This window comes from Burkholderia sp. Ac-20345 (genome assembly GCF_017104825.1).
Classification (GTDB): Bacteria; Pseudomonadota; Gammaproteobacteria; order Burkholderiales; family Burkholderiaceae; genus Burkholderia; species Burkholderia lata_B.
The window spans coordinates 1-16,098 of sequence record NZ_JAAGPO010000096.1 but is presented as its reverse complement, the minus strand read 5'-3'; the positions used below and the strand labels follow the sequence as shown (position 1 = coordinate 16,098).

Sequence of the window (16,098 nt, the reverse complement as noted above, 5' to 3'; positions counted from 1 at the left end):
GAAGTCTGAGTGCAAAAAACCCTTCGCCTGCCGTCCCGGATGATTTCGAACTGCTGTGAACGAATCCAAAGAGATTCGTGTTTCCGGATCGCTGATCCGCTTTGCCGGTCGATAGCAGGTACTCGCAAGGTCGCAGAGCCGCGGTTTTGATCCCATAGACGGGAACCTGTACCCGGAAACGGGGGTTTTCTACCCGTTTTTCTCCCATAGGTTTCTACGTTTCGACCAATGTGAGTGGGTACTCACCTCTTCTGGAAGCCTTGTCGGGCCTTGAGCCCTTGCAAAACGGGGAGCCAAACCCTTGTTTCCAGGCCTGAGTCGATGCTTTGAAAGGCTTGCGGCACCATAGACGGCTCCCATTGGTAGCGGTTTATGGGGTTCGTCTTTCTGTGCAAGCGCACGTGTGTTTACATCTTTTGTAAACCACGTTTACTTCTTTAACTACTTTTAGACGGCTCACAGCCTTATCCCACAAGGGTTTGACAGGTGTTCGGTACCCATTTATGGGAGCACAGGTGTAAGGGTCTGGGGCTTCAGGTCTGTGGATTTGGGAGTTGGGGTACCGGATTGTGGGGAATCAGGGTTGTGGATATGGGGCAAGCGTACCCGGTTATGGGAAATCGGCCTGGAAACGGGTTGGGTAGTCGTCTATGGGAATGCCTGTTGGTAGCCTTTTATGGGGCGCTTTTTTCGATCTGTGAGCGAAGGGGCTCACAGTGATTTTTCTCTGGTAGCCGGTTATGGGGAACCTCAAAGGTAGCCAGTTATGGGTCGCATTGGAGGTCGCTCGAGTGCATTTCCGCGCGATTTCCGGTGGCTGGTTCCCATGGACAGGATCGATGCCTCTGACAGGTAACCTTTTATGGGGAAAACGAAGGGTTGCCGTTTATGGGAGCGATGTCTGCGTTCACAGCCGAAATCTCCGCATCCAACGCAGCGGGAGCCGGTTGATAGGTACCCTCCTGTGGGAATCGATGAAGGTAGCAAGTTATGGGAAGAAAACGAGACTGTGTTGCACGGCACCATGAATTTGCCCATCGATCTCGATTCTGCGCATTTGTTTCCCATGGATGGTTACCTTCTCGAGGGCAAATCCCGTGCCGGGTTTCCGTGTCCGGGTATGAAAGGTAGTGGCTTGTGGGATGCATTTTGGCCGAAAGGTAGATGGATATGGGGCTCCGCAAAGATCGTCTGATCGTGAATTTTCCTTTTGTATCTGATGGTTAGACGCGATAGTGCAAGTAACGCGGGAACAAGGGCGTTGCCCCTCGACGCGAAAAGGTATAAAGTCCGCTCTCAACAAGGTCACCTTATCCGGACATCACGATGCCGCGCAAGCCCGCAAGCAAAGGCTCAGACAAGCAGGTTTCGCTGTTTCAGACACCCGAGCCTCCCGACTTGCTGCGCAAGGCGGTCCAGGCGATTCATATCGCGCCCAAGTCCGGAAAGATCGGTCTGCAGCAGCGCAAGATGTTCAGCTCGCTGATCAAGAACGCGCTTCGACAGGAGGCGTTCGAGCCAGGCCGGACGAGCTTCTCGATCTCGCTCGCGTCGCTTTCGCACGAGAGCGGGTTGAACAGCAACAACACGAAATACGTGAAGGACACGGTCAACTCGCTGATCAGTACCGTCGTCAACTGGGACTATCTGGCCGCGGATCGGTCGACAGTCTGGAAAGCGTCGGGCCTGCTCGCCGGCGCGGAGCTCGAGCAATCGGTGCTGAAGTACAGCTTCTCCGACCAGATCCGCAGTGAGTTGCTCAACCCCGAGATCTACGCACTGATCGATATGCGGATCGCCCGCGAGTTTCGGCGGTCGCACTCGCTCGCGTTGTGGGAAAACACGGTGCGCTACGAAGGGATCGGCATCACCGCGAAGATCCCGCTGCCGAAATTTCGTGACCTCATTCTCGGCCAGGACAAGGCGTCGCAGTCGTACAAGGAATACAAGCTGTTCAAGAGCAAGGTCCTGGTGCCGTGCATTCAGGAGGTGAACGAAGTTTCGGATCACACGCTCGAGTTGATCGAACACAAGTCCGGCCGGAGTGTGGAAGCGGTCCAGTTCAAGGTGACGCGCAAGCAGAGCACCGATACGGTGGAGGATGGCGACGTCAAGAACGAGGCGCTCGTCGAGGAGGTCGCCAAGTTCGGCATTCCGCGCTCGGAAGCGCGCCGGCTGATCACGCAATACGGCGTGCAGCGCATCAAGGCAGCGATTGCCTATACGCTCAATCGGACTACGAAGAAGAACGCGGCCCCGGTCGACAACGTGGCCGCGTATTTCCGCAAGGCGCTGACGCACGGCTACACGCTGGCCGACGGGCAGGGAACGGAGGCGGCGGCCCCGGCGAAGGAATCCGCGCAGAGCAAGCAGGAGCAGATTCGCGACAAATATCTGGCGGCGAAGGTCGAGGAAGCCGGCGCGTATTTCCGCGAACTGGAGATCGACGACCAGACCAAGCTGATCGAGCGTTACAACGAGACGGTGGCAGGCTCGAAGGACCTGACGCTGTCGCCGAAGAAGAAGGCAAGCAAGCTCGCGCAGACCAGCTTCTTCCGATGGCTTGCGCTGGATACGTGGGGCGAACCGACTTCGGACGACTTGCTGGAATTCCTGCTGAAAAGCAGTCTCGCAGGCAACTGATCAAGGCCTCGCAGCCGGGTGCGCGTCGCGCGCCGGACGTCGTCGTCCGGTTTCGCGGTGCAACGCGGATGCGAGGCCTTCTGCTTTTCGCGCGTTACTGTTGCGTGGCCGTTGCCAGCTCGGCAACGTATGCGTCGATGACGGTCTTGAGCTTGTCGGCGAGCGCTTCCTGGTGCGATGCGTCGACGCCCTTGAGCTGCAGATCCAGGCGTCCGTCCGGATAGGTCTTCAACTGGCCGATCGCTCGCGATTCGAGCGCGAAGTCATGACGAACGCTATAACGCGTGCGTCCTGCTTTCTTGCTGCCGTCGCTCTGTGCACGCAGGAAATTCTCGAGATCACGAACCGATTTTTTCCGGTCGATCACGGCCGTCAGCAGCCGGTCGGCCGTCGGCTCGCCCAGACGTTCGAAGATCAGCTTCAGGAAGTACGCCGCCTGCAGGCCGACCACGTCGTTCGCGCTCGCCATCCGTTCCAGGAGCGTATTCGGGAGCGCGTTGAGCGACAGCGTCTTGCTGATCGACGCCTTGTCCTTGCCGATCTTTTCGGCCAGCGTGTTCTGGTCGGAGAAAACCTTCTCGTCGAGGAGACGCTTCCACGCGACCGCATCGTCGAAGATCGTCTGGCGTTCGTGGTCGTGGTTCGCGCGATACGCGATCGTGTAGAGCTGCTCGGGCGTGTGGTCCGTACGGAACGTGGCGTTGATGGTTTCATCGCCGTTGATGCTCGTCGCGCGGAGCCGGCGTTGCCCGTCGATCACCACGAGCTTGCCGGGAAACTCCGGGAGCCGCGTAACCTTGATCGGCTCGATCTGCCCTTCCCGTTTCAGCGTCAGGGCGAGCTCGTGCAGGCTCGACTCCGAGTAGAACACGCGCGGGTTGTACGGGTTCGGAATGCAATCCTTGACCAGCACCCGCTGCGGCGCGCCAAGATCAGGCGTGCCGGCGGGTGTCGCTGCGGCCGGGGTGCTCGCAGGCGCCGATTCGCCGACGACGTTCGGTGCGGCCGCCGGCTCGGGCAGCCGCGTTTCGAGGGCCGCATTTTCCTGCGCGAGCCCGCGCAGCAGGCCGGCCGCGAGATTGAGGTTGCCGGTCGGCTTCTTGTCTTTCGAGGTGTCCTTAGCCATGGGCGGCTCCGGTAGCGCGCGTCGACGCGATGTATTGGGCCATTTCCGTGACCAGCCTTTCGATTTCCGCACGGGCTTCTTTCAGGCCCTTCAGGTATCGATTGTGATGATGGATCGTGGTGCCGAGCGCAAACGTCTGACGGTAGACCTCGCGTTGCGCGATCTGGCTGTCGAGCAGATGCTCCCCTATTTCTTCAGCTCTTAGAATTTTTAAAATTTCTTCACGCATTTTAGTTTTTCCATTAACGCTATTTAGCATTAATGCGGAAGAAAGATTCGGGTTACGGACGGACCGCATCGATTCGATCATGCGGATCATCGCGACGGTGCTGTAGAGATCGGCCGGCGATGGCGACAGCGGCACCAGGCAAAAATCGGCGACTTCGAGTACGGATGCAATTCGCGGATCTTCGAGGTTGCCGGGACAGTCGACGACGATCACGTCGAAGTTCGCGTCCTGTTTCTTGATCTCGCCGCCGATACCGCGGCCGGCAGGGGCCAGCGAAAGAACAGTCATCGGCAGCGTGTTCTCGCCGCTCGTCACCCACCGGACGGACGTGCCTTGAGGGTCGGCATCGATCAGGGCGACCTTGTTGCCGCCAGCTTCGAACGCTGCCGCGATATTGACGGAGATGGTCGTCTTTCCAGTCCCACCTTTTTGATTACTGACGGCGATCTTGAAAGCCATTAAATTTCTCCACGGAGTTTTGCGTAATATATGCAGTTATTATCAAAAAGTCCAGAAAAGCCTTTGGCGTGATGTATGTGTTGTAGAACGATGTGGTTGTCACGTGACAAGTGGGCCGAATGGCTAGCGAGCCAGCCGTGATCGATGGTCGAGTAAAAATAAAATTGACGATCAAGGTCACAAAGGACGTACAAAAATCGGGAGAGAATTCGATGAATTTCAATGTCGGTGGCGGATTTCGCGAATTGAGGCGAGACGGGTTGCCCGATCTCACCATGTTCCTGATGGAAATCGCCGTGACTCCGGTAAGTTTGCTTCGCAACTGTCGTCGGAATGCTCAGTTGTCACGTGACAAGTCGCGAGAATCGGATCCTTCTCAGCGCTATCCGAAGCCAGGAAATCGCTGATTCAATCGCGTTACGGTTATAGCGAGAGCATTTCAATGCCAGACATTCGGTCCTTGGCTTAGCGCGACCGCCTCCAGTGAGGCGAGTTGTCACGTGACAATCGATTCGGAGCGGGAGGCGATGTCAGCACTGATCCGCTTCTTAAGAGCAGTTTCGATCGAGCTCCATCACGCGTGAGCAAGCAGGCCGCAAAAGAAGGGGTTGGCCACCGTTGGCTCGTCTGGAAATTCGACCTTCCGGGCGAGTGACTTGGTGAGTTGTCACGTGACAACTGCAGGGTTGCATCGGGGATCTTGAGTGTCGAAATGTACGTTGCACCGTGTGTCGATAGGTACGCATCTCTGTCGAAGAATCTGAGTCGTCAAATGACCCGCAGAACAGGGGTCTTCATTGCGGGCTATCCGCATTCATGTCCCTGCCGATAGGTGTCGGTCGGATTGCTGGTCTGTACCTGGAAAGCGTCCAGTGGGCTCATTTGGTGTGGCCCCATTTAATTGGGCTATTCAGAACGACTTCGCCGTGCAGGTTGGCGGCAGGGGAGGGGCCGGCTTTGTCGCGCGTGTTCTGCGTTACGCCCAGCGCAGTGAGGCGCTTCAACGCGACAACTGCACATGCGAGGCTCCGATTTGAGACAAACTCCCGTGCTGACGGCCATGTGATAACTCAAACGTGTGGGGTCGTGAAACATTTTCAAGAAATGAGGTGTCGCCGGAAATCCTTATCCAGCAATGGCTTGCGCCATATTCTTCATGTTGTTTCACGCAAAATCAGCAAGATCAGCCCTGTAAATGGGGGCGTATGATCATTTCGTCGCCCGGGCCCAGAAATTCACGAGAAGATGCGGTAAATTGTCGTGATTGATACGTAATATGTGATATTTGAAACGTTTCGTGCTCGGCATGACGCCAAAGGCTAATTGAATCGTTGCGGATCAGCTTCGTTACGACGCGCTGTCGTGTCTCCGAATGGATGCACCTCGCCGATATTCAGCGCGAGTTGTCACGTGACAACGCACACTCCGGGCGCACATCTGGTTGGATTGCATAGTGCCGGGAGAATCCCGGCACCAGAGAATTTACGGGCAGGCGCCCGAAAAGCAGTAAGGCAATTTAGTCGTTGACGAGGGAGCGAAAACCTCGCCAGTTCATGAGGTCGGTATGGAACGGCTTGCATGTAGCCGTTCGATGCTTGCGAGTTTGGGTGTACGTCTGACTTTGAGAGGCGCACGCCCATCGCTCGCTACTCATTCAAACGACCGCCGAGCAATCAATCCTGAGTTAGCCAGATGTCAAAAGGCGCGCATTCCGCTGCGCTCATCTGGTTCACCTAGAACGCCGCTCACGCCTAAAGCCGATCCAACGATTCTGCGGATTACCGTCAAAATCGGCTTCCCGCATCTGCGGTACCGCCTCCGCGATCAATAAGTCGCTGCAACAGACAGAACGACGTCCGTGCCATTCCGCAGGCCGTCAATATCTCTTCGTGGCGAATTACCGAACAACCGGCTGTATTCGCGGTTGAACTGGGTCGGGCTCGCATATCCGACCCTGAACGATGCCGACGCCGCGTCGAGCCGCTCGGACAACATCAGCCGACGTGCTTCGTTGAGTCGTATCCATTTCTGGTACTGAAGCGGACTCATGCCGGTGAGCTGGCGGAAGTGGTGGTGGAAGGTCGAACTGCTCATCTGAACCTGCGCCGCCAGATCGTCGACTCGCAGCGACTCGTCGTAATGGGTCCGCAACCACTGGATCGCTCGCGACACGCGATTGCCCTGGCTGCCGGCGGACGCGATCTGACGCAGACGGGCACCCTGGCCGCTCGTCAGCAGCCGGTAGTAGATTTCCCGCTCGACATACGGAGCAAGAACGGCAATGGCGTTCGGGTCATCCAGCAACGCCAGCAACCGGTTCACTGCATCGTAGAGCGGTTCGGTCATATCACCGACGACGAGGCCGCGGCCTGCGGGCGCTTCCTCGTGATCCGGTGCGACCTGTACCATCAGTTCGGCCATGACGCGGAAATCGAGCTTGAGCCCGATCCCGAGAAACGGCCTTTCGCGGCTGGCCTCGATGACCTGGGTAGAACCGGGCAAGTCGAGCGACGTGATCAGAAAGCGGTTGGCGTCGCAGAGATAGACATCGCCGCTCTGAATGAGCCGCTTCGTACCTTGAACGACGAGACCGAAGCTCGGCTCGACCATGCAGTCCATCGGTTGGGTTGTCGCTTCCCGTCGATGGAGGCTCAGGTTCGGAATGGCCGTGGTGAGGTGGTCGACGCCTTCCGTCCATCTCGCGACACGCTCGGCGAGCGTCTGCTGCAGGTCGTTCTCCCGGCTTTGGCCGGTTGATCGGGGGGCTGCGGGGTTGAACGCAGCGATGGCTGCGTCGTCGACTGGTTGGCCGGGGGCGTATCGGGCGGGTGCCGGAGGCATGGCTTCTCTACTCAGGTAATCGGGTCTACAGGCGGGCACGTGACGTACTGGTACGCCTGAAATGCGTCTCCCGGAGTCGCGGCCTTGCCGCGCTCCGGGAGAAAATGCGTAACGACCGGTGGACTTACTTCGTCGCCTGCGACGCGCAAAGTGCCCAGCGGCGCGATTTCGCGGCAACGGACGTCGCGCGTTCGTCCACCGTGCGCCACCACCGCTCGCCGCGATGCGGCTCATCGAGAGCGAGGCGTTCGCCCATCCTGGGCGTCGACAGTTCGACGCCTCGCACGATCGCCAGCGCCGTGACGCGCTCGAACGGCTCCTGCCAGCGATGCATCGCGAGATCGAACGTGCCGTTGTGGATCGGGACCAGCCAGCGTCCGCGCAAATCGATGTGCGCCTGCACGGTCTCTTCCGGCTGCATGTGCACGTACGGCCATTGCGGGTCGTATGCGCCTGTTTCGATCAGCGTGACGTCGAACGGCCCGAGGCGCTCGCCGATCGTCCGGAAACCGTCGAAGTAGCCCGTGTCGCCGCTGAAGAATATGCGCAAGTCGTCGTCGACGATGACCCAGGATGCCCACAGCGTGCTGTTGCCGTCGAACAGGCTGCGCCCGGAAAAGTGCTGGGCAGGTGTCGCGGTCAACGTCAGGCCGGCCACGGCGGCGCTCTGCCACCAGTCGAGCTGACGGACTTTCTTCGCGTCGATGCCCCATTCGATCAGGCGATCGCCGACACCCAGCGTGGTTACGAACACATCGGTGGTTGCCGCAAGCGCGAGCACCGTTTCGCGGTCGAGGTGATCGTAGTGATCGTGCGACAGGATCACGCCGCGCAGCGGCGGCAGATCTTCCAGCGCGATCGGCGGCGCATGGAAACGCTTCGGGCCGACGCGCCGAAACGGCGACGCGCGTTCGGCGAAGACAGGATCGGTCAGCCAGAATTCGCCGCGCAGCTTGAGCAGCAGCGTCGAATGGCCAAGCCGGTACAGGCTGCGATCGGGGGCCGCGTCGAGTTCCGCGCGGGTCAGCGAATCGACGGGCAGCACGCCCCCAGGCACGGTATGGCGCGGCTTGTTGAACAGGATGTTCCAGGCGATCCCGAGCGTTTTGCCCAAGCCCTCGACCGGACGCGGCGCGACATTGCTGAAGCGCTCGCCATTGTGCTGCGGCGAGCCGCCAGACAGCGTGCGGCCGCGTCGGGCGGCCGCAAAACCCAGAATGCGATGAATCAAAACGAGAGGCGATGCCATGTCGGTTCGTCCGGTGGATAAAGTACACTAAACAGTGTAGTTTATTTCTGGGATAAGTAAACTACCCGGTGTAAAATTTCTGAATGGATACCAGCACTCCCCCTCAGCGCCTGACCGATCGAAAGCGCGCGGCCATCGTCGACGCGGCCATCGAGGAATTTCTCGCGTCGGGTTACGACGCGACCAGCATGGACCGCATCGCCGCGCGTGCGGACGTGTCGAAGCGCACGGTCTACAACCACTTCCCGGGCAAGGAAACGTTGTTCGCCGCGATCCTGCAAAAATTGTGGGATGCGACCCGAACCGGCAGCTCGCCAACCTATCGTGCCGACGTGCCGCTGCGCGAACAATTGCTCGCGCTGCTGGATCGCAAAATGCGCCTGCTCAGTGACGAGGCCTTTCTCTCGCTCGCACGTGTCGCAATCGGCGCGGCCATCCATTCGCCGGAACGTGCGCGCGACATGGTCGAGCGTCTCGGCGAGCGCGAGGAAGACATGACGGTCTGGGTGCGGACAGCCGCAGCGGCCGGCCGCCTGTCCGTCACCGATCCGGTGTTTGCCGCGCATCAACTGCACGGTGTCGTGAAGGCATTCGCGTTCTGGCCGCAGATCACGATGGGTCAGCCGCCGCTCGCGGAGCCGGAGCAACAAAAAGTCGCGCAATCCGCTGCCGACATGTTTCTCGCGTACTACGCGCGGCCGGAAGACACCGACGCATCGCGCGCCGCAACGGACTGATCGCGCATCCGGTCGAACGTGCGCGAATCGAAGCCGGCGCGATGCGCATGTTCGATGCGCGCCAGGTGCCGACGAGCCGGCAAACCGGCAGATCCGCGGAAGCGAACGCGCAACAGCCGCACATGAAGGCTGGCCACCGAGCGGAAACCGGCGATGCCGCCGGCGCACCTGAAACCGAACGTGAGTAACGACGAATGAAGACGCTGTTGATCGTCTATCACACGATGACCGGAGGCACGCAGCAGATGGCCGAAGCGGCTGCCGGCGCGGCGCGCGAGCAATCCGGCGTCGACGTCAGGCTGCAGCGCGCGGACGCGACGAGCGCAGACGATGTGCTGGCCGCCGATGCCTACCTGTTTGCAACGCCGGAGAATCTCGCGGCAATGTCCGGGCTGATGAAGGATTTCTTCGACCGCTGCTACTACGCGGCGCTCGATCGCGTGAACGGTCGCCCATATGCGGTGATGATCTGCGCGGGCAGCGACGGGCAGAACGCGTTGCGCCAGATCGACCGGATCGCGACCGGATGGCGGTTGAAGAACGTGGCGCCGGGGTTGATCGTCTGTACGCACGCGCAGACACCGGAACGCATTCTCGCGGCGAAGACGATCGACGGCGACGATCTCGCGCGCTGCGCCGAGCTCGGCGCCGGTCTTGCAGCGGGGCTTGCGCTGGGTGTTTTCTGATCGCCGGTGCGGCGGCAGCGACGACCGGCTGGGGCGACGTACGTCGATGTACGGTACGCATGCATCCTGCGGGCACACGATTGGCCGAAGACCTGGCAGCTTAGCTGCCTTTTGCCGTCGCCGAAGGCCGGTGATATTCGGGCCAAAGGCGCTTCACGAGATCGCGTGATGCGCCATACGCATGGCAACTGTCGATCTTAAGCGGCTTTCCGTCGCTGTCGCGCGCGTCTAGCGATGACTCCCGCATGCCGACCATCGTCTGATAGGCCGTGGTGGCGATCGGGCCGAGCAATTCCTTCAGGTGCGTGCATGTATCGCAGGACGGCAGGCGCTTGCGAACCTCGCTGTTCCAGCCTGCGCCGATGCTCAGTCCGACGAGCGCCTGCAGCGAGTCGCCGCCGCCCGGACACTGCGCATACGGATGCGACCGGAGGAACGTGGATACGGCGCGGACGACCATGTCGGCGTCGAAGACCAGCGTCACGCCGAGGTCGTGGATCGACGACAGCGCGGCGACCGTCCGCGTGCCGCCCGGTGGCGTGAAATCGAAGGTCTTGCGATCCGCGAGGCAGGCGGTCACTTCGAATTTGCCGTCGCTGCGCCGATAGCCGCGCATGTCGATCTGCCGATGGTGAAGCTCCTCGCGCGTGATGCCGTCGTTCGGGATGTCGTGTGGGGGAACCATGTATCTGCTCCGTTTCGTGCAACCGGTTCTTTTGGCAGGCAAGCGGGATGTCGGCGGCTGATCGCACGAGCAGCGAAACGGGCCGAGGGATGCTGCCGGCGACATCGATTCGGCCATACTACGCACTTTTCGGCATCTTCGTACGCTACGGGATCGATGCGGGCGCAACGAGTCCGTATAGGTGTAATGATGCAATCGGAGGAGTTAGCCGCATGCCGCGGCACTTGCGCCGATCCATCGCCGGATGCTTCATATTGGCGTGATCGCAGATTCGGACGTAGCCGACGGCGTCGCTCCGGATGCCAAATCGCAGCCGAGGCCCGCGCGTATCGATGCGGCACGATCGTGTTCGACGCACCCGGGCGGAACACCACGCGTGGAGCGTCGACCAGTGCCGCCGCCGGGGCGATTGCCGCGCGCAAGATGGCCCCGATTTCCGACAACGAGAGTGAACGGCGTGACTTCCTGAAACGTATCCATATAATGCGCAACACGACCGCACGGACGCATTTCCGGTACCCCGAATCGGGCAAATGCAGACCAGTGAGTCAACCGGCCGTCGCGCGTACCGGTATACTTCCACTCCTGCCTTGTCCGGCATCGAGGCCGGGTGCCTGAAAACAGAGTGGCGTGCGCGATGCGGCCCCGTAGTGTTCCGCATCGGCGGCAGACGGGGCGCCGCGCATGGCGGTGAAGCTTTTACGCCGCGCGGCATGGCCGCACGAACCACACCTTATATTCCTGGTGGATTGAATTTATGGGTTTTGAACAACTTGCCGAATTGCGGGCGCAGCTCGCAGCGAAGGCCAAGCAGGAGCGTAACGCGAAGCGGCCGGCGGCGCCGGCGGACACCGGCGCGAAGCCGAAGTCCGGCGACCAGCCGCAGCGTGGCGCCAAGCCGGCTGCGGCCGGCGGCAAAGCACCGCATCGCGCGAAGCCTGCTTCGGCGAAGCCGGCGGCGCCGGTCGATCCGGTCATCGTTGCGATCGGCAAACTGCAGCGTAAGTTTCCGCGCGCGTTCCCGAAGAATCCGGCCCCCAAAGTGCCGCTCAAGGTCGGCATCTGGGACGACCTCGCGCGCGAAGCACAGGCCGTCGGGCTCACCGAAGCCGAACTGCGCGAAGCGATGTCGACGTGGTGCCGCGGCAACCGCTACTGGTCGTGCCTCGTCGAAGACGCGGTGCGAGTCGATCTGCAGGGTAACGAAGCGGGGCGCGTCACGCATGACGACGCAGCACGCGCGCGCCGGCTGAAGGCTCGCCGCCCCGGCGGCAAGGGCGCGGCGCAATCGGCCAAGGGTGCGCAGCAGCAGCCGAAGGCCGAGCAGCAAGCCGAGGCCGCCGCCGAGCCGCAACCGGCAAACGTGGAAGCGCAAGCCGACGCGGCGCCGCAGGTCGAGCAGCAGACGGCCGGAAACGAGTAATCCGCACCGCGCCGCTGCATCGCGCACGGCGCTGACCCGCATGCACATCGCCTGCGGCGAATGCATGACAGACTGACCTGCCTCGACAGAGGCAGGTCAGGACTGCTCCCACCGGCGCTCGACATGCCGGGCGCTTACCTATCCCGCCTCGAACAGACCACGCGACCGGACGAAGAACGTTCGTCGATCGGCGCAGCATGCGCGATGTTTCGACTGTGTCGTTGGCACATGGGCGGTACGCATTTCCTGCGTGCGGCAACGCGTCATTCAATTATTTCGGTTTCCTAAGATAGAACGAGGACGGGACTATCGGCTGGCGTGCGAGCTTTCGCGCCCTGTCATCGTGACATGATGACGCGCGATAATCGCGGTAGGGCCGCCGGTTCGCGTGCACAAGTTGGCCGATGCGATGCGGCTTGCATTTCGAAAGACACTGAAAGCCAACTGCGACACGATCGGAAGCCACGGCCGACGCCTTTCAACGTCAATTCAAACCGGATCATGAACTCGAGACATTCCGCGATTCTCGTCGCGCTCATCGCTGCCGCGCTGTTCGGCGCCGCGACCCCGCTTGCCAAGGCGCTGATCGGCGCGATGTCGCCGTTCATGGTCGCGGGCCTGTTCTATCTCGGCAGCGGTGTCGGGCTCGGTATCGGGATCCTGCTTCGCCGTCTGCACGATCGACATGCGCCGGCCGCAGACGCCGCGCCGCTGCAGCGCGCCGACCTGCCGTGGCTGGCCGGCGCGATCGCGGCGGGCGGGGTAGCCGGCCCGGCTTTGCTGATGCTCGGGCTGTCGAGCACGCCCGCGGCGACGAGCGCGTTGCTGCTCAATCTCGAAGGCGTGCTGACGGCCGTCATTGCGTGGGTCGTGTTTCGCGAGAACGTGGATTCGCAGGTGTTCCTCGGGATGGTCGCAATCGTCGCCGGCGGCACGCTGCTGTCGTGGACGCCAGGCCGGGCCGGCGTGCCGGTCGGCGCGACGCTGATCGTCGGCGCATGCCTGTGCTGGGCGATCGACAACAATCTGACCCGCAAGGTCGCGGCGAACGACGCGATGGTCATCGCGTGCATGAAGGGGCTGATTGCCGGACCCGTGAACATCGGCATCGCGCTGGCGACCGGCGCGACGCTGCCGGCTGTCCCGGTCACGGCTGCCGCGATGCTGACGGGGCTCGGCGGCTACGGGATCAGCCTCGTGCTGTTCGTCGTCGCGCTGCGTCATCTCGGCAGCGCGCGCACGGGCGCGTATTTTTCGATCGCGCCGCTGTTCGGCGTCGTGCTGTCGTTGCTGATCTGGCCCGCGCTGCCGCCCGCGACGTTCTGGATCGCTGCCGCACTGATGGCGCTCGGCATCTGGCTGCACGTTCGCGAACGGCATGAACACACGCACACACACGAGCGGCTCGAGCACACGCACCGGCATCGGCACGACGAACATCACCAGCATGCGCACGATTTTGCATACGACGGCAATGAACCGCACACGCATCCGCACGTGCATCTGCCGATCACGCACAGCCATGCGCATTTTCCGGACATCCATCACCGGCACCGGCATTGACCGCGTCATGAACGGCGGACGAAACGGATCGCAAGGTGACCGTTTATGGGGTGTGCGCCGCATCGCGCGCGCACCTGTTTGCAGCGCCGCCCGATCGTGGCAGCAACAGCGAGCCTGGTCTTCGGTCTGGATCAACCTGTTCGGCGAATCGTCAGGATCGGTCAATGCGCCGACCGTGCAGCCCCAGGCTTCTTCTCGCACCGGCCAGTGCGTGCGGCCAGCCAGTCGCTTGCCCCTGAATGCCGGCTGCCAGGACGTCGTCGAAGAACGTGCCGACGCCCGCGAGCCGGAAGCATCAACTGAACCAGTTCGCCGCCGGATCGAGTTCGGGTTGCGGAAAGCCATCCAGCAACAGGTCGCCGCGCTTGAGGATCATCCAGCCGTCGTCGCACCAGGGTTCAGCGAACCCCGTCTTTTGCAAATAGCGGCACGTGACTTCGAATTCGCGCGACGGCAGGTCGGGGCGCGCCATGTCGCTCGAGACGGCGTCTCCGGATGGCGATGCCGCGAATCGAATCGTCGAATCGGCAGCTCGTGCGGCCGTAGTGACTATCGCGCGTGAGGAAAGCAGACGCCGAAATCCTCGCAGCCCGGGCACCCGGGGGCGGGGCCCGGCGGCACATCGAGCGAGGCGGCCACTTCCTGTGCGAGGAATTTCTTCCAGCGCAGGTGAGCGACGTTGCGCGCGGCGAGCGCAGGGAAATAGCGATCGAGCATCGCGGATACCGCGTCACGCCCGTCGAGCCCGAGATCGCGCCACAGATGATCGGGGCGCAGGCAGGCGTGCGCGATGATCGACGCGAGACAGCCGGCGTCGTCGCGGTCGGCGGCGGGATTCGCGTCGTCCATCAGCCGCGCGTGCAGCGTCCCGACGAACGTCGCGTGGGTGGATGGCAGCAGTGCCATCGCGGCCGTCGGCATGAGTGCCGCGACATCGGCCGCGGGCAGGCGCGGAAACTGCTGCGCCAGCAGGTCCGCCAACTGCGAATGAGACAGGCCGAGCAGCCCGAGTTCGTTGCGGTGCGCGCGTGCCGCAATGAGCGCACCGAACAGGCTCGCATCGGGCGTGTCGGCGTTGGCCGCCGCGGACAGCAGCGACTGTAGCGTCCGTTGCTGAGCGTGATCGAACCCGGCTGTCATCGCGTGCATCCGGCCGGCAACTGCGCGGCGCGATTCGCGTGAATGCGCCGTGCCAAACGGATCGTCATCGCGATCGTCACGCGTTTACTCGATGCCGACGATCACGCTCGACGCTTTGAAGATCGCGGACGCAGCCGCGCCGCTCGCGAGGCCGAGGCGATCGACGCTGTCGTTGGTGACGATCGCGACGATCTCGGCGCCGCCTGCGGCCTTGATCACGACTTCCGAATTGACCGCGCCTTTCACGACCGACGATACGGTGCCCGCGACGCAGTTGCGGGCCGACACCTTGCTGCTGTCGACGTCGACCATCACGATGACCGACGACGCCTTCACGAGAGCGAACGCCTTCGAGCCAGCCGCGAGGCCCAGCGAAGCCGCGCTGCCGTGGGTGATCACGGCGACGATGTCGAGGCCGTCCTGCGTGCGGAGCGTGATTTCGTCGTTGACGGCACCGGTCTTGACGGCGCTGACCTGGCCGGCGAAGTGGTTGCGGGCGCTGGTTCGCATGATGGATCTCCGAATGGATGCCGCTACAGGTTCAGCGGCGAAAGATGAATGGAAATGCATCAGCCAGTTTACCGTCAACGTGGGTGTCCGTCGTCCTTCCGATGCTATGGCGCGAATCAGGAAAACCCGCCACCACCGGGCGTTTCGCCAGACAAGCATTATGTGCTGAAGGTGATAACGCTACCGTGATTACTTGCTGGTCGCGGGTGTCGCGGCGGCCCGTGTGGCGTCGGGACGGGCATCCATTGCGGCCGCCGCACTCTCGGATTCCCACCCGCCGCCGAGCGCGAGGAAGAGCCGCACCTGGTCGGCCGCGACCTGGCCTTCGGCCGCCGCGACCTGCCCCTGCACGCTCGTCAGCGTGCGCGTCGCGTCGAGATCCGAGATGAACGACTCGCGGCCGGCCAGGTAGAGACGATGCGTTTCGTCGGCGGAATTGCGCGCCGATTCGTAGGCCGTGCGCAGCGCTTCGGTGCGCTGCACGTCGGCCGCATAGGTCGCGAGGCTCGACTGCGTTTCGCGCAGCGCGTTCAGCACGACGCCGTCGAAGTGCGCGAGCGCGCCGCCCGTTGCGGCCTCGGCTTCGCGCACACGCGCCCGCTGGCCGTTGACGGGGAACGACCAGCTGATCAGCGGGCCGAACGACCAGCGATTCGTCGTGGACGAGAACAGGTCGGCGGCGACGCCGACAACCCCGCCGTGCGCGACGAGATCTTCGGACCAGTGGTCAGCGTCACGCCGATCGACACGCGGGACGAGGCGGTGATCCTAGCGAACGCTTCAAAGAATGGCTTGGCCGCGAGCGTG

At 62.1% G+C, this 16,098-nt stretch carries 14 protein-coding genes and 2 pseudogenes; 8 read left to right on the top strand and 8 right to left on the bottom strand.

Going from position 1 to position 16,098, the window contains the following annotated elements:
* The first annotated feature begins 1,326 nt into the window (after window positions 1-1,326).
* Entirely contained in the window at window positions 1,327-2,643 is a 1,317-nt protein-coding gene (locus G3O06_RS28530) for a replication initiation protein (protein WP_069750803.1), read from the top strand.
* Window positions 2,644-2,737: 94 nt separating this feature from the next.
* Here G3O06_RS28530 and G3O06_RS28525 read toward each other — a convergent pair whose 3' ends face one another.
* Together G3O06_RS28525 and G3O06_RS28520 are read right to left on the bottom strand one after the other, a co-directional pair.
* Complete coding sequence (locus G3O06_RS28525) at window positions 2,738-3,769, bottom strand: ParB/RepB/Spo0J family partition protein (RefSeq protein ID WP_205818243.1); 1,032 nt, start codon at window positions 3,767-3,769, stop codon at window positions 2,738-2,740.
* On the bottom strand, window positions 3,762-4,457 hold the full coding sequence (locus tag G3O06_RS28520) for a ParA family protein (RefSeq protein ID WP_098553043.1): 696 nt from the start codon (window positions 4,455-4,457) through the stop codon (window positions 3,762-3,764). The genes G3O06_RS28525 and G3O06_RS28520 overlap by 8 nt, the downstream gene beginning before the upstream one ends.
* 119 nt (window positions 4,458-4,576) lie before the next feature.
* Here G3O06_RS28520 and G3O06_RS28515 point away from each other — a divergent pair, with 119 nt between their 5' ends.
* Window positions 4,577-4,864 (top strand): hypothetical protein, encoded by a 288-nt coding sequence (locus tag G3O06_RS28515; protein WP_205818242.1) that lies wholly within the window; start codon window positions 4,577-4,579, stop codon window positions 4,862-4,864.
* A gap of 1,417 nt (window positions 4,865-6,281) precedes the next feature.
* Here the strand turns inward: G3O06_RS28515 and G3O06_RS28510 are convergent.
* Together G3O06_RS28510 and G3O06_RS28505 are read right to left on the bottom strand one after the other, a co-directional pair.
* Window positions 6,282-7,298 carry an AraC family transcriptional regulator gene (locus tag G3O06_RS28510; protein WP_205818241.1) on the bottom strand — a complete coding sequence of 339 codons (1,017 nt, stop codon included), beginning with the start codon at window positions 7,296-7,298 and terminating at the stop codon, window positions 6,282-6,284.
* Between the two features lie 124 nt (window positions 7,299-7,422).
* A complete protein-coding gene (locus G3O06_RS28505) occupies window positions 7,423-8,547 on the bottom strand; it encodes an MBL fold metallo-hydrolase (RefSeq protein ID WP_205818240.1) in 1,125 nt (374 codons plus the stop codon).
* An 83-nt stretch (window positions 8,548-8,630) separates the two neighbouring features.
* On the opposite strand from G3O06_RS28505, the gene G3O06_RS28500 reads away from it, so the two are divergent.
* Together G3O06_RS28500 and G3O06_RS28495 are read left to right on the top strand one after the other, a co-directional pair.
* A complete protein-coding gene (locus G3O06_RS28500; RefSeq protein WP_174973848.1) occupies window positions 8,631-9,284 on the top strand; it encodes a TetR/AcrR family transcriptional regulator in 654 nt (217 codons plus the stop codon).
* Window positions 9,285-9,478: 194 nt separating this feature from the next.
* Complete coding sequence (locus G3O06_RS28495) at window positions 9,479-9,970, top strand: NAD(P)H-dependent oxidoreductase (protein ID WP_175000853.1); 492 nt, start codon at window positions 9,479-9,481, stop codon at window positions 9,968-9,970.
* 100 nt (window positions 9,971-10,070) lie between these two features.
* Here the strand turns inward: G3O06_RS28495 and G3O06_RS28490 are convergent, their stop codons facing one another.
* Window positions 10,071-10,655 carry a DUF2889 domain-containing protein gene (locus tag G3O06_RS28490; RefSeq protein ID WP_205818239.1) on the bottom strand — a complete coding sequence of 195 codons (585 nt, stop codon included), beginning with the start codon at window positions 10,653-10,655 and terminating at the stop codon, window positions 10,071-10,073.
* A gap of 757 nt (window positions 10,656-11,412) precedes the next feature.
* On the opposite strand from G3O06_RS28490, the gene G3O06_RS28485 reads away from it, so the two are divergent.
* From G3O06_RS28485 to G3O06_RS50050, 3 genes are all read left to right on the top strand, one after another.
* Window positions 11,413-12,078 carry a ProQ/FinO family protein gene (locus G3O06_RS28485; RefSeq protein ID WP_174973854.1) on the top strand — a complete coding sequence of 222 codons (666 nt, stop codon included), beginning with the start codon at window positions 11,413-11,415 and terminating at the stop codon, window positions 12,076-12,078.
* Between the two features lie 501 nt (window positions 12,079-12,579).
* The gene (locus tag G3O06_RS28480; protein ID WP_205818238.1) at window positions 12,580-13,641 is read left to right on the top strand and encodes a DMT family transporter; all 1,062 of its coding nucleotides are present in this window, start codon (window positions 12,580-12,582) and stop codon (window positions 13,639-13,641) included.
* Complete coding sequence (locus G3O06_RS50050) at window positions 13,601-14,203, top strand: hypothetical protein (protein WP_205818237.1); 603 nt, start codon at window positions 13,601-13,603, stop codon at window positions 14,201-14,203. Before G3O06_RS28480 ends, G3O06_RS50050 begins: the two co-directional genes overlap by 41 nt.
* Here G3O06_RS50050 and G3O06_RS28470 read toward each other — a convergent pair.
* The 3 genes and pseudogenes from G3O06_RS28470 to G3O06_RS49255 form a co-directional block, all read right to left on the bottom strand.
* Window positions 14,191-14,781 (bottom strand): nitrogen fixation protein NifQ, encoded by a 591-nt coding sequence (locus G3O06_RS28470; protein ID WP_205818236.1) that lies wholly within the window; start codon window positions 14,779-14,781, stop codon window positions 14,191-14,193. The two genes, G3O06_RS50050 and G3O06_RS28470, sit on opposite strands and share 13 nt — an antisense overlap.
* An 84-nt stretch (window positions 14,782-14,865) precedes the next feature.
* Window positions 14,866-15,291, bottom strand: coding sequence for a TOBE domain-containing protein (locus tag G3O06_RS28465; RefSeq protein ID WP_174982120.1), 426 nt, complete (start codon window positions 15,289-15,291; stop codon window positions 14,866-14,868).
* A gap of 189 nt (window positions 15,292-15,480) precedes the next feature.
* Window positions 15,481-15,981, bottom strand: a pseudogene (locus G3O06_RS49255) (TolC family protein); the annotation flags it as partial.
* 9 nt (window positions 15,982-15,990) lie between these two features.
* Between G3O06_RS49255 and G3O06_RS49250 the strand changes: the two are divergent.
* Window positions 15,991-16,098: pseudogene (locus G3O06_RS49250) on the top strand (aldehyde dehydrogenase family protein); the annotation flags it as partial.